Consider the following 19730-nt stretch of genomic DNA (forward strand, 5'->3'; position numbering starts at 1 on the left):
CGGCCGCTGAATCGGTGACCGAAATCGCACGCTACACGAGGCGTGACGGCGGCGCACGACCACAAATCGGGCATATTCCGGGGGATCCGCATCGCTGTTCATCGCTGTGGTAGGCATGCGGGATGACGAGCAACCCGGGCGCGCCCGACCCGGGGCAGGTCGCGGTGCGGCGGGCACAGGTCCGGCGGGTCCGGCCGGCGGACGCCGCGCGGATGCGGGCCCTGCGGCTGGAGATGCTCGCCGACGCACCGCTGGCGTTCCTGGAGACCATCGCCGACGCGGCCGCCCGTCCGCACGCCGAGTTCGCCGCGCGCGTCGCGCACGTCTCGTCCGGCACCCGCATGGCGCAGTTCGTCGCGGATCCGGGCGGCCGGCTGGTCGGGCACGCCGGCGGCACGGTGACCCCGGAGGAGCCGGGCCTCACCGTCGTGTACGCGGTCTACGTCACGCCGTCCTGGCGGGGCACCGGGCTGCTCGCCGATCTGGTCGACGCGGTTGCGGGCTGGTCGCGTGCCTGCGGCCGGGCGGAGCTGATGCTGGAGGTCGTGGTCGGCAACGACCGGGCCTACCGGGCGTACCAGCGGCTGGGCTTCGTCGACACCGGCGTACGCGTCCCGCATCCGACGATCCCCACGCTCACCGAACTTCAGATGCGCCGCCCGGCGTGACGCGCCGCTGTCTCGAGCCCCTGTTAACTCGAGCCCCTGTTAACTCGAGCCTCTGTTAAGAGGGGCCCCTTCCTATGCACCAGGCGTTAAGAAGGGGCCCTTCCTTACACCTCAGGCGTGGCGGCGGCTCTGGACGACCCGGAAGCGGTTCGCGACGTACGCGCCGTCGGTCAGAGCGGCGTTGGCCGCCGCGTTGGCGCCGCTGCCGTGGAAGTCCGAGAAGGCCGCCGACTGGTTGACGAACACCCCGCCGGTCAGGTTGGCCGACAGGTGCACCCCGACCTCGATCGCCGCCGCCTCGGCCGCGTCCAGCACCGCCTCGTCGGTGGCGTAGACGGCCGCGGTCAGCGCGCCCATCTCGCCGACCGTGGAGCGCAGGATCTCCAGGCTGTGCTCGGTCGAGTCGGTCGCGATCGCGAACGAGATCGGCCCGAACCACTCGCGCGAGTAGGTGGCGGCGTCGCCGGCGCCCAGCTTGACGATTGTCGGCGTCCGCACCACCGCGCCGGGGAAGGCCGGGTGCTCGACGGTACGGGACTCCAGCACCGGCTCGCCGACCTTGGTCACCTCGTCCAGCCGCTCCAGCACCCCGTCGTTGACGATCGCGCCGGTCAGCTCGACCCCGCGCGCCGGGTCGGCGGTGAGCTTGCCGACCGCCGCGGCGATGCCGCCGGCCACCTCGTCGAAGCTCTTGTGCCCCTGGTCGGTCTCGATGCCGTTGCGGGGAATCAGGATGTTCTGCGAGGTGGTGCACATCTGGCCGCTGTACAGGGTCAGCGTGAAGCCCAGGTTGCGGCACATTCCGGCGAAGTCGTCGGTCGAGTCGACCACCACCGTGTTCAAGCCGGCCTTCTCGGTGTAGACCTGCGCCTGCCGGGCGTTGGCCTCCAGCCAGTCGCCGTACTCGGTGGAGCCGGTGAAGTCGACGATCTTCACGGACGGGTGCAGGGCAAGCGTCGAGGCGAGCTTCTCGCCCGGGGCCTCCGCGGCGAGCTGCACCAGGTTCGGGTCGAAGCCGGCTTCGGCGAGCACCTGGCGGGCGTACCTGACGGTGACCGCCAGCGGCAGGACGGCACGCGGGTGCGGCTTGACCACCACCGGGTTTCCGGTGACCAGCGAGGCGAAGAGCCCCGGGTACGAGTTCCAGGTCGGGAAGGTGTTGCAGCCGATGACCAGCGCGACGCCGCGCGGCACCACGTGGAAGGTCTTGGTCATCCGCAGCGGGTCGCCCTTGCCCGCCGCCTTTTCCCAGCCGGCCGTCCCCGGGTGCCGGGTCATCTCCGCGTACGCGTAGGCGAGCGCCTCCAGCGCCCGGTCCAGGGCGTGCGCCCCGCCGGCCTGGAAGGCCATCACGAACGCCTGGCCGCTTGTGAACTGCACCGCGTTGGCCAGCTCGAAGACGTTCTTGTGCAGCCGGTCCAGGATCTCCAGGCAGACGCCGGCGCGGGCCTGCGGGCCGGCGTCCCGCCAGGCCGGCAGCGCGGCGGTGGCGGCGGCCACGAGCTGGTCGGCCGCCGCGTGCGGGTAGCGGACGCCCAGGTCAACCCCGAACGGGCTGGCCTCGGTGGCGACGGTGCTCCCGTCACCGGGCTGGTCGAGGGGGAAATCGCGACCCAGGTACGCCTCGAAGGCCGCCTTGCCGTCGGCGGCGGCGGTCTCGCCGTACACCCGTGGGCTGGGCGACTCGGGATAGGCGGACCAGTAACCGCGCTCCGAGATGGCCTTCAGCGCACGGGTGAGGGTGTCGGCGTGCCGGTCGTACAGGGGGTGCGGGGTCTCCGTCATGCCCGCCATCATGCAACACCGGACCGCACGATCAGTAGGCCCGTGTCACAACTCAAATCGTCAACTGCCAGTCCGTCCAGCCGTCGACCGGGCGGAAACCCAGCTGCTCGTTGATTGCGATCATGTGCTCGTTGACCGCCGCGTTCCAGGTGTCCACCGCGCGCAGCTCGGGCTCGTGCGCCATCGCGTACCGCAGATTCTCGATCTTGACGAGCAGCCCCAGCCGGTGACCGCGGTGGTCCGGGTCGACGATCGTGGTCTGCTGCCAGGCGTGCCAGGGCGAGCGGGAGCTGACGTCGAGCATGGTCCAGGCGACCAGCCGGCCGGTCGCCTCGTGCACCGCGCCGTAGTGGTAGTGGCGCCGGCCCCGCGCCTCGAGGACCTCCTCGACCGCCCGGATCCGCCCGGCGTCGATGTTCTCCGCCTCCAGCTCCAGGTCCCCGATCGGCGCGTCGGTGTTCATCCGGCTCTCCAGCCGGGCCACGTCGGCGACGTGCTCCTCCGGAACCGGGCCCGGCCAGCCCACCACCCGATAGCCGGTGGCGCCCTCGCGGGCGGCGGCGAGCAGCGCGTCCAGGACGGCGTGGTCGACGGCCGCCACGTCGAGCCGGCGGCGGATCTCGGTCAGCGCCGCGTGCGCGCCGGCGGCCGCGGCGAAGGCGCCGCCGGCCTCCGGACGGGCCGGCCCACCCGGCAGCGCCACCACCGTGTCGCCGAACAGCCGCTTGCGGCCGTGCTCCCTGGCCACCTCCACGGCGTACGCGAGCAGCGCCCGGCCCACGCCCCGGCGCCGGTGCTCGGGGTGGACGGCCAGGGTGACGCTTGCGTTGTCGGTGTTGTCCAGTTGCGGCAGCCGCAGTTCGAGGTGGCCGGCGGCGACACCGTCGAGCCGGCCGAGGGCGCGGACCAACACGTACCCGGGCATCGGGTTGGCCGCGTACGCCGCGAACTCGTCCCGCGTCTGGTTCGGGAAGTCGGGCTCGTCGGCGGCGGTGGCCGCGAACGCGATCCGGTGCGCCTCGTCGATCGCGGCCGGGTCGGCGGCGTCGTACGGCGTGACGGCGATGCTCATGGGTCCGAGCGTGCGCGGAAAACACGATCGGGGCCAGCGGTTTTTCCGCTGGCCCCGATCGGACGTTGGTCGGGAGGGACGATCGCACAACGCCTCCGGCGTTGGGTCGTAAGAACAAGGTCTTCGGCGACACGCCCTCCCGCACGGAGCATCTTGCGCCGCTCAATTGCCGACGTCAAGTCCTTCACGGCGCGTTTTCCGCACTGAGCGCGAAACCCCGACTACCGTCCGATTCCCCCCAACCCGCCAACGATGCACGGGTGGGTGGGCGGGTCGGACGCTCCTATGCCGCGTCAAGTGGTTGGGGTGGGGTTTCGAGGCGTCGGTAGAGTTCGCGGGCGACGTAGCGTTTGAGGCAGCGTTTGATTTCGCGGTCGGTCTTGCCTTGGGCGCGGCGGCGGTCGGCGTAGGTGCGGGTGCGTTCGTCGCGTTGCAGGCGGGTCAGGACGATGGTGTGCAAGGCCCGGTTGAGTTGGCGGTCGCCGGAGCGGTTGAGGCGGTAGCGGACGGTTTTGCCGGAGGACGCTGGGATCGGGGCGGTGCCGGCGAGCATGGCGAACGCGGCGTCGTCGCGGCATCGTCCGGGATGGGACCAGGCGGTGAGCACGGTGGCGGCGACGATCGGCCCGACGCCGGTCAGCTGCAGCAGGTCCGGTCGCCAGGCGCGGACGATTGTGCGGATCGCGTTCTCGTGTTCGGCGGCTTCGGCTTCGAGGAAGCGGACGCGGCGGGCGAGGTCGCGCAACACGGTCAGGCAGGTGAATACCTCAACGTCCGTGTTGGTGGTGGGGCGTAGTCGGGTGGCGGTGGTGAGCATGATTCGGGTGCTCTGGCCGCGGAAGCGGGCCCGCACCACCTCGGGGGCGGTGATCACCAAGGCGTGCAGCTGTCGTTGGGCGTCTGCGCTGGCTTCCACGGCCGCGCGGCGGGCGGTCAGCCGCACCTGCAGCGCTGCTCGTTGCGCGCCGGTCTTGGGCTGCGCCAGCCGTGTACGGGCCAGGGCATCGCGGGCGGCGCGTTCGGCGTCGATCGAGTCGGACTTCGCCCCGGCACGGCGGGCCGGGCGCACCGGCCGGTCGAGTTCGACGACCAGCTCACCGGCGTCGGCCAGGTGCCGGGCCAGGCCGGCGCCGTAGCCGCCGGAGCCTTCCAGCGCCCACGCCCGCAGCCCTGAGTGTTGCCCGGCCATTACCAGCAGCTCCGCATAGCCGTCCGGATCGGCGCTCACCGTGGCTCGGGCCAGGACCCCGCCGGTGCGGGTGTCGAGTAACGCGGCGGTATGGGTGTCTTTGTGGGTGTCGACGCCGATGACGACCTCGACCAGATCTGCCAGCATGGACATGCGTTCTCTCCTCACCGTGGGGACGCACAGGTCCGGTCCGGTGCGGAGATGGCAGGACTGTGATGAGACACGCCAGCCACTAACTGGCGGTCAAGCTCCTGATCAGGCCAAACGTCTCCCGCCGGGCCGGCGCCGGCAGCAGCGGACGGACAAGTCCCGCCAAAGGCACGAAGCCAGTCAGGGCAAGAGTCACGTCCGCTGCTACCAGCCATCAGCCCATCACCCTCGGGCCGACCCGGCCAGCCTCACAGTCAGGTCAGGAGGCCGGCGTCGCGGGCGGCGCGGAGGGAGGGCTTGATGCGGTGGGTGGGGCCGACCTCGCTCGCGACGGCGTCCAGCGTCTTCAGGCCCTCGCCGGTGTTGAACACGACCGTCTCGGCGGCCGGGTCGAGACGCCCGGACTCGACGAGCTTGCGCAGCACCGCGACGGTCACGCCACCGGCGGTCTCGGCGAACACCCCGGTGGTACGGGCCAGCAGCCGGATGCCGGCGCGGATCTCCTCGTCGTCCACGTACTCCATCCAACCGCCGGTGCGGCGGACCGCTTCGAGGGCGTACAGGCCGGCGGCGGGGTCGCCGATGTTCAGCGACTTCGCGATGCCGGTCGGCTTGACCGGGGTGATGGTGTCGGTGCCGTCGTGCAGGGCGGTGGCGATGGGGTTGCAGCCGGCGGACTGGGCGCCGAACACCTTCCAGCCGTCCGCCGGCGCCTCGACCAGGCCGATCTCGACCAGCTCGCTGAACGCCTTGTCGATCTTCGTCAGCAGCTCACCGGAGGCCATCGGGATCACCACCTGGGCGGGGATCCGCCAGCCGAGCTGCTCGGCGACCTCGTAACCGAGCGTCTTCGACCCCTCCGCGTAGTAGGGGCGGACGTTCACGTTGACGAACGCGGTGTCCTCGAACTCGTCGGTCTCCACCAGCTCACCGCAGAGCCGGTTCACGTCGTCGTACGACCCGTCGATGGCGACCAGGTCGCCGCCGTACACGGCGGTGGTGACCACCTTGCCCTGCTCCAGGTCGCTGGGGATGAAGACCACCGACGGCGTGCCCGCGCGGGCGGCGTGCGCGGCGACGGAGTTGGCCAGGTTGCCGGTCGAGGCGCAGGCGAACCGGGTGAAGCCGAGGGCCCGGGCTGCGGTCAGCGCCACCGAGACCACCCGGTCCTTGAAGGAGTGGGTCGGGTTGGCGCTGTCGTCCTTGACCCAGAGCGGGGCGGTGATGCCCAGCTCGGCGGCGAGGTGCGGGGCGGCGACCAGCGGGGTGAGGCCCGGGTCGAGGGTGACGCGGGCGGCCGGGTCCTGGCCGGCGGGCAGCAGCGCCGCGTACCGCCAGATGTTCTTCGGGCCCGCCTCGATCTGCTCACGGGTGACGGCGGCGAGGGCGGCGGTGTCGTAGTCGACCTCGAGCGGGCCGAAGCACTCGTAACAGGCGTGCTGCGCGGCCAGCGGGTACCGGGCCGAACAGGCGCGGCAGACCAGGGCGCGGGCGGGGCTGGTGGCGGTGTCGATGCCGGACGGGACGAGCGTCGACGTCATGTCGGAAGTCCTCTCATCTTCCCCCGCGTCGCACTCTGCGGCGGGGACGGAATTGGCACCTGCCCCGCCGGTCGCTCTGCGGTGAGCGCGCGGGGTGGTTGCCGGGGCGTCGTCGGGCCGTATCCCTCAGCCCCTCTGGATGAGGTATTCAGTTGTGCCGCCGAGTCTAGGCAGAGGCCGCGCGCTGCCGAACTCGCATTCCCATCCTGTGGCCAGATGTGACCTACTCCGCAGGAACGAAGACCGCGGCTGGCGCGCTTTGGAACTGATCCATCTGTGCGATCAGCCGAGCCTCGAAGCTACTTGGCGCGCTCGCGAACGTAGACGCCCCGCCCTTGGTGGCCCTCCACCAAGCCCTCGGCTCGCAGAATCAGCATCGCGGAGCGGCGGGCCTCCGCTGCACCCGCCGCGCCGACCATCCAGGCGACTGCTCGGCGCCCTGATGACATATCCGGCTCAGCTCCAAACCCACCGATCCGCGACCCACCTCTCCGGTTCGCCGCCGGTCCCGCCCCACCCGACCGCGCACGGGGCCACTTTCGGCTGGTCTCACCATCAGGCAGCTCGACAGGCGACGGAACGGGCGCTGCTACGACACGACGTCCTTCCGCGTGAAGCGCCAGAAGGCCAGCCCCCAGAACAGGGTCGCGTAGCAGACCGCCGAGATCGTCCCGCGGACCACGTCGTCGGACTGCACCGGCGTGGACAGCAGACCGAGCCAGGCCGTGCTGTAGTGCGTCGGCAGGAAGTCGCGCAGCACGCCAAGGGCCGTGATCTGGTCGAGGATGCTGGACAGGATCCAGAGCAGAACGGCACCGCCGACCGCGCCCAACGCGGCGTCCGTCGTGACGGAGAGCAGGAACGCCAGGCCGGCCACCACCAGGAGTACGACGGCCAGGTACCCGAGCACCGCCAACAGCCGCAACAACCCCTCGCCCGGTTCCAGTTGGGCGGCGACCGTGCTGCGCAGCGGCGCCCACCCGTACCGCAGGGTGCCCAGCAGCAGTGCGGTTCCGGCGAGCGTCAGCAGCGCCAGAGCCGAGTACGCGAGCGCCACCAGCAGCTTCACCGCGAGCAGCCGGGCCCGGGGCACCGGCACCGCCAGCAGGTACCGCAGGCTGCCCCAGCTCGCCTCGCTGGCCACCGTGTCGCCGCAGAACAGCGCCACCACGACGACCAGCAGGAAGGACGCGGAGACGAAGATGGTGAACAGCGTGAAGTTCAGCCCGCCCGTGGTGGCGAACTCGATCAAACTGCCGAACTCGCCCCGCCCGTTGTCGTCGTCGTCCCCCGAGTCGAACTGGAACGCGATCAGGATGATCAGCGGCAGCAGCACCATGAAGGCGAGCGCGAGCTGGGTCCGCCGCCGGGCCGCCTGCCGTCGGAACTCGGCGGCGAACGGCAGCGTGGCGGACGGGCGGTAACCCGCCGCGGCGCCGGAGGGCGCGCCGCCGGCACCGCTCCTGGACGACGTACCGACCATCACCGGTCCCCGCTTCCCCGAGAGTTCTCGCCGACCAGGGCGAGGAACGCGTCCTCCAGGCGACGCCGGGGCACCACCCGGTCCACTCCGATGCCCGCCCGGACCAGTTCGGCCACCACCTCGCTGCGGGCGGTGCCGTTGGTGTCCACGACCAACTGGCCGTCGCCGTCGGGCAGCACCCGGACACCCGCCAGGCGGTCCAGCACCTCGCGCGCGGCCGCCGGGTCGGTGACCTCGACGAGGACGCTCGGCGACTCGCCGACGATCTCCTCGACCGGGCCGGCCGCCACGATCCGGCCCTTGTTGACCACCACGGCGTGCGTGCAGGTCTGCTCCACCTCGGCGAGCAGGTGGCTGGAGACCAGGACCGCGCGGCCGCCGGTGGCGTACCGCTGGAGGACCCGGCGCATCTCGGCGATCTGCGGCGGGTCCAAGCCGTCCGTCGGCTCGTCGAGCACCAGCAGCTCCGGCAGGCCGAGCATGGCCTGCGCGATCGCCAGGCGTTGCTTCATGCCGTGGCTGTACGTCTTGATCTTCCGGTGGACGGAGGTGCCCAGCCCGGCGATCTCCAGCGCCTCGTCGAAGTGCGCGTCCGCCCAGGGCCGGCCGGTCGCCCGCCAGTACGCCTTCAGGTTGTCCAGGCCGGAGAGGTGCGGCAGGAAGCCGGGACCCTCCACAAGCGCCCCGATCCGCGAGAGCACCGGCGAACCCGGCACCAGCCGGTGCCCGAAGACGTAGATCTCGCCCGCGGTGGGCTGGGTCAGCCCCATCAGCACCCGCAGCGTGGTGGTCTTGCCGGCGCCGTTCGGCCCGAGCAGACCCACCACCTGGCCCGGGTGCACCTCGAAGTCCACGTTGGACACCGCGACGAAGCCGTCCGCGTACTCCTTGCGGAGCTCCCGGACCACAAGCGGGACGTCCGCGTACGCGGGATGGACGCTGCTCTCCTGGCGGCGGTGCCGGCGGCGGACGACGGCGACGAGCACGACGAGCCCCACCGCGATCGCGGCGAGCAGGACGACGAGCGCCCAGCGCCAGACGGTAGCCGTGGTGGGAATCGGCTCGCTGGCCACGGTCGGCAGCACGACCGAGCCGTCGCCGAGCGCCACGGTGTGCACGGCCGGCTCGACCGGGGTCGCGTACGCCTGGTCGGAGGTCGCCACGACGACCCGCAGCCGGTGCCCGGCCTCGATCCGGCGGACGATCGCCGGCAGGGTGACCGTGACCGGCGCGGCCTCCTGAACCGCCCGCGGCAGGCCGGTGAGCCGGACCGGGGCGACCAGCCCGTTCGGCAGGGTGGCCGCGCCGTTGCCGTCGACGTCGTAGAGCTTGACGAAGAGCACCGCCTCACCCGTCGGGGACGCGGCGCGGATGGCGACGCTCGGCGAGCCGACCACGTCCACCGCCTCCGGCAGCGGCGCGGACTCGAAGCGGGCGTGCTGGCCGGGAATGTCCCCGGCGACACCGCCGAGCAGCGCGGAGAGCTCCCCGGCGAACGGCACCGAGGAGATCGCGGCCGGGTTGCCGGCCGGCGGGTTGGCGATCGGCTGCGCCGGACCGGCCACCGCCACCACCCGGCGGCCGGCGCCGCTGACGCCCGGATAGTCGGTGGTGCGGTAGCCGGTGGCGACCAGGCCCCGGTCGAGCGCGTCGAAGCCGGCGATCCGGGAGAAGGTGAAGTCGTCGCCCGGCGCCCGGCCCTCGCCCTTGACGTAGTGGTCGAGCCACTGCACGGTCAGGAACTTCACCCGGTCCGAGTCGGTCGTCGGCCCCTCGCCGCCGTCGTGACCGCCGGTGAACCAGGCCACCCGCACGGGGGTGCCGTTCGCGGCGATCCCGCGCGCGTTGGCGTCCGCCTCGGCGAGCGGGAAGAGGGTGTCCGCCGCGCCCTGCACCAGCAGGGTCGGTGCCTCGATCCGGTCGAGCACGCCGGCCGGACTGGACCGCCTCAGCAGGTCGACGGCCGCCTGGTCGGCCCGGCCCGTGGTGGCGATGCGCAGGTACGCGGCGCAGACGTCGGCGGCGAACCGCCCGCACGCCGGGTCCGCCGCGCCGCCCGGCGCGCGGCCCGGGCCGGTGCCGGGACCGGCGCCCGGGCCGGGGCTCGGCGGGCCGGCCGAGGCGGGAGCGCCCTCCGGCTGGGCGCCGGTCGCGCCGGAGATGCCGGCCGGGCCGGAGCCGACGTTGCCGCCGCCGCCGAAGAAGAGCCCCGCCCAGCCCTTCTTGAACACCCCGTCGACCGGCTCCCGGCCGGTGCTCTCCGGGAGGAACGCGCGGGACAGGTCGTTCCAGGTGATCATCGGCACGATCGCGTCGACCCGCCGGTCCTGTGCCGCGAGCAGCAGCGCCAGCCCGCCGCCGTACGAGCCGCCGACCACACCCACCTTCGGGTCGCCGGCCGCGTCCGTGGCGACCTCCGGTCGGGCCGCCAGCCAGTCCAGCAGGCGCTGCGCGTCACGGACCTCGTAGTCCGGGTGGTCCAGGTGGATCTGCCCGCCGCTGCGGCCGAAACCGCGCGCCGTCCAGGTCAGCACGGCGTACCCCTGGCCGGTGATCTCCTCGGCGTCGGCGCGCACCGAGTCCTTGGTGCCGCCGAAGCCGTGCGCGAGCAGCACCGCCGGCACCTTGGCGGCGGCCGAGGCGCCCGCCGGCAGGTAGAGCGTGGTGTCCAGATCGACCGGCTCGTCGCCGGCCGGCCCGGACCGGACGGTGAGCATCGCCGATTCGGTGCGCAGGTCCGGCCCCTGCGGCCGGACCGCCCAGGCCAGGGCGGCGGCGAGCAGGACGACGGCGGTCGCGGCGGCCAGCGCCCGCCGACGGTCGGGCAGGGCACGCCGGATCCACGCGGCCGGCGACGGCGATTTCATGCGGCACACGGTACGGCCCGGATCCTGAGCGTTACCTGAGATCCGCCGTACGTCCGTCCGGTTGGTCCGGTCGGCGAACGGTGGTCGGGGCGACGGCGATCCCGGCCGACCCATCCAGCGAGATGAATTCGTATCACGTAAATTCCGAACCTTCATCAGAAACCGCCCCGATCGGTCCAGACCGTCCCGGCGTCTCACACGCAGGGTGCCGATCGTGTGAACCAGGCGTGACTTTGCGCTAAGTGACCAAAAACTGACTGATTGACGAGAGGAAGACCCCACAGCCGGTCGGTTACGTTCCGGGTCCGGTGCACGGGACCGACGTCGATCACGCGCACCGATCCACCCCGCCCGTGTCGGAGGAGCACACCACCATGACCGTCCCCGCGTCGCGGGCCCGTCGGCGACCCTCCACGGCGGGCCGCCTGCTGCCGATGCTGCTCGTGCCGGCACTCCTCGTACCGCTCGCCGTCCTCTTCGGCCAGTCCTGGCGATCCACCTCGGACGCCCGCGAACAGGTCGCCGCCGAACGCCTCGGCGTCGAGTACCTGCGTGCCCTAGCCCCGGTCACCGACGCGCTTGTGGACGCCCAGACGGCGGCGGTCACCGGCCGGCCGGTCTCCGGCGACGCGCTCACCCGGTCGGTCGAGACGGTCGCCACGGTCGACGCCCGGATCGGCGGCGAACTGCGCACCCAGGAACGGTGGGCCGGCCTACGGGCCAAGATCGAAGGGCTGCGCGACCGGAAACCCGCCGACCCGGAGACGGCGTACTCCGCGTACGGGGAGGTCGCCGACCTGCTGCTGGCCCTGCAACGCAAGGTGCGCGAGACGTCCGGGCTGATCCACACCCCGGAGACGGACTCGTACTTCCTCCAGGACGGCATCGGCGAGGAGTTGCCCGAGGCGGTCGTGGCCGCCGGGCGGCTCGCCGACCTGACCGTGCTCGCCACCCGCCGGCCCGAGGACCAGCAGCCCCGGACCTCGGCCGAGCTCGCCGCCCTCCGGTACGCCGCCATCGCCGCCGCCGACACCCTGGTGGCGAACCTGCGCGCGGCGGTCGACCGCTCGGAGAGCACCAACCTGGGCGCCACCGTGCTCGACCCGCTGGACACCTACCAGCGGGCGGTGGAGGCGCTCGCGGCGTACTCCACGCCCGCCGGCGCCGACGGAACCGTGAACCCGATCCGGCTCGCCGCCGCCCGGTCGGCCGCCCAGGCCGCCGCCCGCCAGCTGCAGCCGGTCATCCTCGCCGAGCTGGACGCCCTGCTCGCCGACCGGCTCGACCGGCTCGACCGGGACCGCTGGCTCACCGTGGGTGCCGGCGCGACGGCCGTACTCCTGATGGCGGCGCTGGCGCTGCTCGCCGCCCACCGCCACCGGTCCCGCCGGGCCGCCCGTGCCCCCGCCACGCCGGGCGGGCAGGTCGTACCGGTGGCTCCCGCCGACTGGCAGCCGCCCGGCGAGCCGCTCGTGCTCCAGCCGGTCGGACCGGCACGCGCCGCGGAGACGACCTGGGGGCCGTTCGATGCTGCTCGGTAGGCTCCGGATCCGGGCCAAGCTCGCGCTGCTGGTGGTCCTCCCGCTGCTCAGCATGGTGGTCCTGGCGGTGCCGGTGGTGCTCGACCGGGTGGCCGCGGCGCAGCGCGCGGCCGACATCGCCGACCGGGTACGCGTGGCCAGCCGCGTCGGCAGCCTCGTCCAGGACCTGCAACAGGAACGCATCCTGTCGGTCGGCCTGCTGCTCGGCCGGGTCGCCCGGGGCGAGCTGGTGCAGAGGTCGGCCGCGGTGGACGACCGGGTCGCCGACCTGCGCCTCACCCGCGGCGACGCACTGCCGTCCGGGGTCGCCGCCGCCCTCGACCGGGTACGCGAACTCACCGACCTGCGCACCGCGGTGCTCGCCGGCACCGCGACGCCCGCCCAGGTCATGGACGCGTACGGGCCGGTCAACATGGGCCTGATCGAGTCGCTGCGGTTGCCGTTCGACGTGGACACCGACACCGCGGCCGGCCGCCAGGTGCTCGCGCTGGACGGGCTGCTCCGCTCCGACGAGGGACTGGGTGCCTGCGCCACGCTCATCGTGCTGGTGAAGGCGACGGACGACCCGAGGGTGATCGCCCGCTTCGTCGCCTGCATGGCCTCGCTGGGGGTGGACAACCGGCGGTTCCGGAGTCTCATCACCCCCGAGCAGCTCGCCGTGGCACAGCTCAACGACGCGGCGGTGGCGGCGCGGACCAGCCCCGACTTCCTCATCGCCAGCCCGCTCGACCCGGCGGGCGCGGTGCGGGACGTCCCGCTCGACGCGCTCTTCCCGTCCGCCCGATCGATGATCACCCTCGGGCAGTTCGTGGAGAAGAAAATCGTCGCGGACGTCATCGCGGAGGTGACCGACGAGCAGCGCCGGGCGCTCACCGCCGCGTACCTGGTCGGTGGCGCGGCGCTGCTGGTGCTGACCGTGGTGGTGCTGCTCAGTGCGGTGGTCGCCCGCATGGTCGCCCGGCCGCTGACCCGGCTCACCCGCTCGGCCGACCGGGTCGCCCGGGTCGCCGAGGCCGAGCTGATCCGGGTCTCCGACGACGAGTCCGAGAGCGTCCATGCCGTCCGGCTCGACCCGGTGGACGTGCGGGCCCGCGACGAGATCGGGGACCTCGCCCGGGCCTTCGAGCGGGTGCAGAGCACCGCGGCGCGGCTGGTGGAGCGCCAGGTGGCCGGCCGGCGCAACGTGGCCCAGATGTTCGGCCACGTCGGCCGCCGTACGCAGAACCTGGTCGGCCGGCAGCTCGCGCTCATCGACCGGCTGGAGCGCCAGGAAACCGACCCGTCCCGACTGGAGCACCTGTACCGGCTGGACCACATCTCCAGCCGGCTGCGCCGCAACGCGAGCAGCCTGGTGGTGCTCTCCGGGTCGGCCGGCGACGACCCCCACGTGGCACCGGTGCCGTTGGGTGACGTGGTGCGGCTCGCGCTCGGCGAGATCGAGGACTACACCCGGGTGGACGTGCAGGTCCCGACGGACGTCTCGGTCGCGCCGGGCACGGTCGGCGACCTGGTGCTGGCGCTGGCCGAGCTGATGGAGAACGCGACCGTCTTCTCCCCGCCGCACACCCGGGTCGTCGTTGCCGGTGAGCTGACCGGCGCCGGCGCCCGGCTGAGTGTGGTGGACCGGGGCATCGGCATGACCGAGGAACGGCTGGCCGAGGAGAACGCCCGACTCACCCGGCGGGAACGGCTGGACCTCGCCCCCACCGAGGTGCTCGGGCTCTTCGTGGTGGGCCGGCTGGCGCGGCGGCACGGCTGGACGGTACGGCTCGCCGCCACCGCGGGCGGCGGGGTGACCGCTCAACTGGACGTTCCGCAGTCGCACCTGCTGGTGCGGCGACTGGAGCGGGCCGGCGTGGCGGTGGCCCGGGCGGCCGTGCCGGACCGGGACCGGCGCTCCCCCGCCGGTCCCGCCGTCCCCGCCGTGGTGGCGGCGGCCACCGACGCGCCCGCGGCCGTCGCCGGCGAGCCGTCCGGCTTCGACCCGGCGCTGCTCAGCCGGGCCAGCCACACGGTGGAGTCGGGCGGGTCATGGGACGCGTTCAACCTCCCCGAGGCCCAACCGAGCGGCGCCACCGCGTACCTGGAGATCACCGCTCCGGTCCCGGCCGGCCGGGTCGATCTGCCGACCGCCGGGCACCCGCCGGCCCTCCTCGCGCCGCCGGCCACCGCGCAGCCGCCGGGCGGTGCCGCGGCCGCCGCGCCGGGGACCACGGTCAAGGGGCTGCCCCGCCGGCCGATCCCCGCGGGGCCGGGCGCTCCCCCGCCCGGCCCCGTGGTCCCACCCGGCGGCGCCGCGAACCCCGGTGGACCGCCGCCGGCGACCCGGCACGAGCCGGCGGGAGCGCCGGCTCGTCCGGCCGGGCCCTTGGTGCCGGGCATCCGGCAGCGGGTGCCGGGAGCGAATCTGCCGCCGCCCGGGCCAAGGGTCGGGCCGGTCGACGCCGTCGGCGCGGACCCGGCCGCCGCGCGGGCACTTGTCGAGGCCGTCGAGTCCGGGGTACGCCGCGCCGAGGCGACCCGGCCCGGCGCCCCGCCGCCCACCTTCGGCGGCACCGACGCCGTCAACGCGGCGGGCACCCCGCCCGGGCTGACCCGCCGGGTGCCCGGGGCGAACCTGGCCGCCACCCCGTCCCCGCCGGCGGGGGACACCCGCCCCGGTGATCCCGCCGAGGTCCGCGACCTCCTCACCGAGTTCGAGGCGGGCGTCGCCCGCGCCCTGCGTGAAGCCAGTCCAGACCGCCGCGACGAAGAGGAATCATCACGGTGACCAGCCCCTTCCTGCACGACAACGTCGAAAACCAGGCCGGCCCGGCGACGGGTACGGACCTCAGCCCGGAGGCCCGCACCTTCAACTGGCTGCTGGACTCGTTCACCTCCAGCACGGCCGGGGTGCTGGAGGCCATCGCCGTCTCCTCGGACGGCCTGCTGATGGCCATGTCCGCGATCAAGGACCGGTCCAACGCCGAGCGCCTCGCCGCCGTGGTCTCCGGCATGACCAGCCTGGCCGGCGGCGCGGCGAGCTGGTACGCCCTCGGCGGGTTGAACCGGGTGGTGGTCGACATGGCCGAGGGGTACCTGCTGATCAGCGCCATCAGCAGCGGGTCGGTGCTGGGCGTGGTCGCCGACCGGTCGGCGAACCTGGGCACCGTCGCGTACGAGATGACGCTGTTCGCCGGGCGTGCCGGCGGGGCGCTCACGCCCAAGCTGATCGCCGAACTGAAGAACGCCGTCCAGCAGTGAGACCCGACGTCGCCGGCGAGGATCCGGACCCGGAGCCCGGGATCCGGATCCGCCCCTACCTGCGGGGGCCCAGCCCGGCCGGGGACGCGGCGGGCGTACCGGCGGCGACGCCCGAGCCGGAGCCGGACGAGCCGGCCGGGCCGCGTCCCTTCATTCTCACCTCCGGCCGGGTCACCGGCGGTGACCCGGCGATCGGGCTGGAGACGCAGGTGACCGCCCGCCCGCCCAACGACTGGACGGCGCCGGTCGCCCGGCTGGCACCCGAACTCCAGGCCATCGTCGCGCTGTGCGCCACACCCATCTCCGTCGCGGAGATCTCCGCCCGGACCCGGATGCACTTCAACGTGACTCGCGTGCTGGTCGGTGACCTCCGGGCCGCCGGCCACCTCGACGTGCACGTCACCAGCGACGACGACGCCCTCGACCCCGACCTCATCCTGCGAGTGATGGATGGACTCCGTGCGATCTCCTGACTGGCCGGTCGCCCCGCTGGGCGGGCTCGCCGCCAACAGCGCCGCGAACCGGTACGGCGGCACGCCGGCGCCCCACCCGGCCGACACCCGCGGGCCGGCCGCACACCCGGCCGACGCCCGAGGACAGGCCGCGGTGCCCCCGCCGCCGTACCACCCACCGGCCGCGCCGGACGCCGCGGTACGGCCGCGGGTGGCGTCCCCGGCCGCACCGCCGATCCCGGTCAAGATCCTCATCGCCGGCGGCTTCGGTGTCGGCAAGACCACCACGGTCGGCTCGATCTCCGAGATCGCGCCGCTGACGACCGAGGCGGAGATGACCACCGCCGGAATCGGCGTCGACGACCCCGGCGGCCGTTCCGGGAAGACGACCACCACCGTGGCCATGGACTTCGGCTGCGTCACCATCGACCGCAGCCTGAAGCTGTACCTGTTCGGAACCCCCGGCCAGGCCCGGTTCGGCTTCATGTGGGACGACCTGGCCCGAGGCGCGCTCGGCGCGCTCGTCGTCGTGGACAGCAGCCGGATGGACGACTGCTACCCGGCGATCGACTTCTTCGAGCGGTCGGGGTTGCCGTTCGTGGTCGGGGTCAACGCGTTCGACGGGCGGCTGGCCCACGACCTCGGCGCGATCCGGTGGGCCCTGGCGATCGGGGACCACGTGCCGCTTGTGCAGTTCGACGCCCGGGACCGGCTCTCCGTACGGGACGCCCTGCTGGTCGTTCTGGACCGGGCGCTGGACCGGGCCACGCAGGCGAGGAGGACCTGAACCGACGGACGGTCGGACCCGTTTCATCGAAGAGGGGTGGTCGTGATGAGGGGTGGTCTGGACGAGACGCTGGCCCGGCTGGCGCGTCGCGAGGAGGCGATGCGGCGGCGGGGCACCGACCCGGCGGCGGAGGGGGACACGGTTCCGCTGCCAGGTACCGACGCGGCCGGGCGCCGCGACGGGGAGCCCGGGCGCGGGGAGCCGGCCCGCAACGCCGGACCGGCGTGGCCGGACAGCCACGACGGCGGGCCCGCCAGGTCGGCCGGCCAGCACCGGGCGGATCCGCCCGGGCGTGACCCGGTGGAGGAGGTCGTCGAGGCGGTACGCCGGGTGGTGGAGCGGTACCCCGAGCTGGCCGTCGCGCTGCGGGTGGAGCACGGGGGCCGGGTGTTCCCGCTGCGGGTGGCCCGGTCGGGCGGGGACGTGACGGTCACCGCGGAGCCCTCGGCCGTACCGCCGCCGTGGCCGCTGTCGGCGCACACCGTGCCCGCCTGGTCGGACCGGGACGGCCTGGACCCGGACCCGGCGGCCCGACTCGCCGAGCTGATCCGGCACGATCCGTCCCTGCTCGACGGCGAGCCCTCGTGGTAGCCGGCGCGGCTGTTAAGAAGGGACCCTTCCTCTACCGCAGGCGTTAAGAGGGGGCCCTTCCTTGCACCGGCTAGGGTTCCTCAGGTGGGGGAGCTGACACTCACCGCCAGCCTGCGGCCGGCGGCGCTGGACGCCCGGCGGGGGATCGTGCGCCTGCACCCGGAGGTGCTCACGGCGCTAGGGCTGCGCCCCGGCGACCCGGTGCGGCTCGCCGGCCGCCGGGTCACCGCCGGGATCGCCGCGGCGGCCGAACCGGGCGCGGGCCCCGGCCTGCTGTACGCCGACGACCTGACGCTGGGCAACCTCGGCGTCCGTGACGGTGGGCAGGTCACCGTCGGCCCGGTGCCGGTCGCCGCCGCGGCGCGGGTGGTGCTGACCGGCCCGCCGCAGGTGGTCGCGGCCGTCTCCCCGGAGATGCTGCGGCTCGCGCTGCTCGGCAAGGTCGTCACCGCCGGGGACGACGTGTCGCTGCTGCCCCAGGACGTGGTGCCGGACGCGTCGGTGCGCAGCCTCGTGGAGGCGGCCCGGCACAGCCTCTCCAACCGGGTCGGCTTCGCCTGGACCAGCACTCTGCTCACCGTCGTCGCCGCAGACCCGGAGACGGCGGCGATGGTCACGATGGACACGGTCGTCGCCTGGGAGCACGGCGGCGCCACGCACGGCTCGACGCTCACCGCCACCGCCACCGCCACCGCCCAAGATCTGCGCACTTTCCCGGAAGGTGCTGCCTCCAGGACACGGGAGGCAGCATCTTCCCCGAAGTTGCGGGAGGTGGACGAGGCCGGCGGGGAGGGGCCGTCCGTCGAGGAGCTGCCCGGGCTGCGGGCCCAGGCGGAGGAGCTGACCGAGCTGCTCGACCTCGGCTTCCACCATCGTGAGGTGCTCCGCCGGCTCGGCACCACGGTCGCGCTCGGCGTCCTGCTCGACGGCCCGGCCGGTTCCGGCAAGTCGGCACTGGTCCGCGCGGTCGCCGCCCGGGTCGGAGCGCGGGTACGCCCGCTGTGGGGGCCCGAGCTGGCCGCGCTGACCAACTCGGCGGCTGCGGAGCGGCTGCGTACGGCCGCGGCAGCGGTACGCGCTGACGGCCCGTCCGTCCTGCTGGTCACGGACGTCGAGGCGCTCGCACCCGCCGAGGCGCCCGGCCCGGTGGCCACCGTGTTCCGTCAGGTGATCGCCGAGACCGTCGCGGCGGGTGCCGCCGTGGTGTGCACCACCGGCCGCCCCGAGTCGGTGGACCCGGCCCTGCGTGGCCCCGACCTGCTCGCGCTACGGATCACGGTGCCGCTGCCGGACACCGCCCTGCGGCGGGAGCAGCTGACCGTGCTGACCCGGCAGGTGCCGCTCGACGAGGACGTACGGCTCGACGAGGTCGCCGCGCGTACCCCCGGTTTCGTCGCCGCCGATCTGGCGGCGCTGGTCCGCGAGGCCGGGGTGCGGGCGGCGCTGCGGCAGAAGACGGCGGAGCGCCCGAGCGTCGCGATGGCCGACTTCGCCGCCGCGTTGGAAGTGGTCCGCCCGACCACGATGGCGTCGTCCACCCTGGAGCTGGCGTCGGTCACCCTCGACGACGTAGGGGACCTGGTCGAGGTCAAGCAGACGTTGACCGAGTCCGTGCTGTGGCCACTCACCTACCCGGACACGTTCGCGCGGCTGGGCGTGCAGCCGCCGCGCGGGGTCCTGCTCTACGGCCCGCCGGGCTGCGGCAAGACCTTCCTGGTGACGGCGCTGGCCGGCTCCGGCCGCGCGAACGTGCTCTCGGTGAAGGGTGCCGAGCTGCTGTCGAAGTGGGTGGGCGAGAGCGAGCGCGCGGTGCGGGAACTGTTCCGCCGCGCCCGGCAGGCCGCGCCGACCCTGGTCTTCCTCGACGAGGTGGACGCCCTCGCCCCGGTACGCGGCCAGGCCAGCGACGGCGGCACGACCGACCGGGTGGTGGCCGCCCTGCTCACCGAACTGGACGGCGTGGAGGCGCTGCGCAACGTGGTGGTGGTCGGCGCGACCAACCGGCCGGACCTGGTCGACCCGGCCCTGCTGCGCCCCGGACGGCTGGAGCGGCTGGTCCACGTCCCGCCACCGGACGGGCCGGCGAGGGCGGAGATCCTGCGGGCCGCCTCCCGCACGGTGCCGCTCGCGCCGGACGTGGACCTCGCCGGGCTGGCCGAGGATCTGGACGGTTTCTCGGCGGCGGACTGCGCGGCGCTGGTCCGGGAGGCGGCCCTCGCCGCGATGCGTGAGTCGCTGGCCGCCGCCACGGTCACCGCCGACCACGTCGCGACGGCCCGTGCCCGGGTGCGCCCCTCGCTGGACCCGGTCCAGGTCGCCTGGCTGGCCGCGTACGCCGAGAAGCACGCCCCCTGACCGGGT

The 19730-nt window shown here is 73.8% G+C and carries 14 protein-coding genes and 1 riboswitch; of the genes, 8 read left to right on the plus strand and 6 right to left on the minus strand.

Annotation, left to right across the window (positions count from 1 at the left end):
• The first annotated feature begins 122 nt into the window (after positions 1-122).
• Positions 123-668: a GNAT family N-acetyltransferase gene (locus tag ABTW87_RS18220; RefSeq protein ID WP_350651990.1), complete on the plus strand. Its 546-nt coding sequence runs from the start codon at positions 123-125 to the stop codon at positions 666-668.
• Positions 669-779: 111 nt separating this feature from the next.
• Here the strand turns inward: ABTW87_RS18220 and paaN are convergent, their stop codons facing one another.
• The 6 genes from paaN to ABTW87_RS18250 form a co-directional block, all read right to left on the minus strand.
• Positions 780-2453, minus strand: a complete 1674-nt coding sequence (gene paaN, locus ABTW87_RS18225; protein WP_350651991.1) for a phenylacetic acid degradation protein PaaN — start codon at positions 2451-2453, stop codon at positions 780-782.
• 52 nt (positions 2454-2505) lie between these two features.
• Positions 2506-3525 (minus strand): GNAT family N-acetyltransferase, encoded by a 1020-nt coding sequence (locus ABTW87_RS18230; RefSeq protein WP_350651992.1) that lies wholly within the window; start codon positions 3523-3525, stop codon positions 2506-2508.
• Between the two features lie 283 nt (positions 3526-3808).
• Positions 3809-4861: an IS110 family RNA-guided transposase gene (locus ABTW87_RS18235; RefSeq protein ID WP_350651993.1), complete on the minus strand. Its 1053-nt coding sequence runs from the start codon at positions 4859-4861 to the stop codon at positions 3809-3811.
• A 257-nt stretch (positions 4862-5118) separates the two neighbouring features.
• A complete protein-coding gene (gene thrC, locus ABTW87_RS18240) occupies positions 5119-6405 on the minus strand; it encodes a threonine synthase (RefSeq protein WP_350651994.1) in 1287 nt (428 codons plus the stop codon).
• A 10-nt stretch (positions 6406-6415) separates the two neighbouring features.
• Positions 6416-6551: riboswitch (SAM riboswitch) on the minus strand.
• Between the two features lie 443 nt (positions 6552-6994).
• Positions 6995-7888 (minus strand): DUF2705 family protein, encoded by an 894-nt coding sequence (locus ABTW87_RS18245; protein ID WP_350651995.1) that lies wholly within the window; start codon positions 7886-7888, stop codon positions 6995-6997.
• Positions 7888-10755: an alpha/beta fold hydrolase gene (locus ABTW87_RS18250; protein ID WP_350651996.1), complete on the minus strand. Its 2868-nt coding sequence runs from the start codon at positions 10753-10755 to the stop codon at positions 7888-7890. The genes ABTW87_RS18245 and ABTW87_RS18250 overlap by 1 nt, the downstream gene beginning before the upstream one ends.
• Positions 10756-11129: 374 nt before the next feature.
• Here ABTW87_RS18250 and ABTW87_RS18255 point away from each other — a divergent pair, with 374 nt between their 5' ends.
• The 7 genes from ABTW87_RS18255 (at position 11130) to ABTW87_RS18285 (ending at position 19724) form a co-directional block, all read left to right on the plus strand.
• The gene (locus ABTW87_RS18255; RefSeq protein WP_350651997.1) at positions 11130-12296 is read left to right on the plus strand and encodes a hypothetical protein; all 1167 of its coding nucleotides are present in this window, start codon (positions 11130-11132) and stop codon (positions 12294-12296) included.
• On the plus strand, positions 12283-15066 hold the full coding sequence (locus ABTW87_RS18260) for a sensor histidine kinase (protein ID WP_350651998.1): 2784 nt from the start codon (positions 12283-12285) through the stop codon (positions 15064-15066). The genes ABTW87_RS18255 and ABTW87_RS18260 overlap by 14 nt, the downstream gene beginning before the upstream one ends.
• Entirely contained in the window at positions 15063-15539 is a 477-nt protein-coding gene (locus ABTW87_RS18265) for a roadblock/LC7 domain-containing protein (RefSeq protein WP_350651999.1), read from the plus strand. Before ABTW87_RS18260 ends, ABTW87_RS18265 begins: the two co-directional genes overlap by 4 nt.
• Complete coding sequence (locus tag ABTW87_RS18270) at positions 15536-16012, plus strand: DUF742 domain-containing protein (RefSeq protein ID WP_350652000.1); 477 nt, start codon at positions 15536-15538, stop codon at positions 16010-16012. The genes ABTW87_RS18265 and ABTW87_RS18270 overlap by 4 nt, the downstream gene beginning before the upstream one ends.
• Positions 15990-16778 (plus strand): GTP-binding protein, encoded by a 789-nt coding sequence (locus ABTW87_RS18275; RefSeq protein WP_350652001.1) that lies wholly within the window; start codon positions 15990-15992, stop codon positions 16776-16778. Before ABTW87_RS18270 ends, ABTW87_RS18275 begins: the two co-directional genes overlap by 23 nt.
• Positions 16779-16823: 45 nt before the next feature.
• Positions 16824-17369, plus strand: a complete 546-nt coding sequence (locus ABTW87_RS18280) for a hypothetical protein (RefSeq protein WP_350652002.1) — start codon at positions 16824-16826, stop codon at positions 17367-17369.
• Positions 17370-17453: 84 nt separating this feature from the next.
• Positions 17454-19724 (plus strand): AAA family ATPase, encoded by a 2271-nt coding sequence (locus ABTW87_RS18285; RefSeq protein WP_350652003.1) that lies wholly within the window; start codon positions 17454-17456, stop codon positions 19722-19724.
• Positions 19725-19730: the final 6 nt, after the last annotated feature.

Source organism: Micromonospora sp. NPDC126480, assembly GCF_040302465.1.
Classification (GTDB): Bacteria; Actinomycetota; Actinomycetes; order Mycobacteriales; family Micromonosporaceae; genus Micromonospora.

Excerpts from the sequence above, each read along its gene's own strand:
- ABTW87_RS18255 (WP_350651997.1), top strand. The coding sequence starts at position 11,130 with ATGACCGTCCCCGCGTCGCGGGCCCGTCGGCGACCCTCCACGGCGGGC.
- ABTW87_RS18235 (WP_350651993.1), bottom strand. The coding sequence starts at position 4,861 with ATGCTGGCAGATCTGGTCGAGGTCGTCATCGGCGTCGACACCCACAAA.
- ABTW87_RS18275 (WP_350652001.1), top strand. The coding sequence starts at position 15,990 with ATGGACTCCGTGCGATCTCCTGACTGGCCGGTCGCCCCGCTGGGCGGG.
- ABTW87_RS18280 (WP_350652002.1), top strand. The coding sequence starts at position 16,824 with ATGAGGGGTGGTCTGGACGAGACGCTGGCCCGGCTGGCGCGTCGCGAG.
- paaN (WP_350651991.1), bottom strand. The coding sequence starts at position 2,453 with ATGACGGAGACCCCGCACCCCCTGTACGACCGGCACGCCGACACCCTC.
- ABTW87_RS18250 (WP_350651996.1), bottom strand. The coding sequence starts at position 10,755 with ATGAAATCGCCGTCGCCGGCCGCGTGGATCCGGCGTGCCCTGCCCGAC.
- ABTW87_RS18245 (WP_350651995.1), bottom strand. The coding sequence starts at position 7,888 with ATGGTCGGTACGTCGTCCAGGAGCGGTGCCGGCGGCGCGCCCTCCGGC.
- thrC (WP_350651994.1), bottom strand. The coding sequence starts at position 6,405 with ATGACGTCGACGCTCGTCCCGTCCGGCATCGACACCGCCACCAGCCCC.
- ABTW87_RS18220 (WP_350651990.1), top strand. The coding sequence starts at position 123 with ATGACGAGCAACCCGGGCGCGCCCGACCCGGGGCAGGTCGCGGTGCGG.
- ABTW87_RS18260 (WP_350651998.1), top strand. The coding sequence starts at position 12,283 with ATGCTGCTCGGTAGGCTCCGGATCCGGGCCAAGCTCGCGCTGCTGGTG.
- ABTW87_RS18230 (WP_350651992.1), bottom strand. The coding sequence starts at position 3,525 with ATGAGCATCGCCGTCACGCCGTACGACGCCGCCGACCCGGCCGCGATC.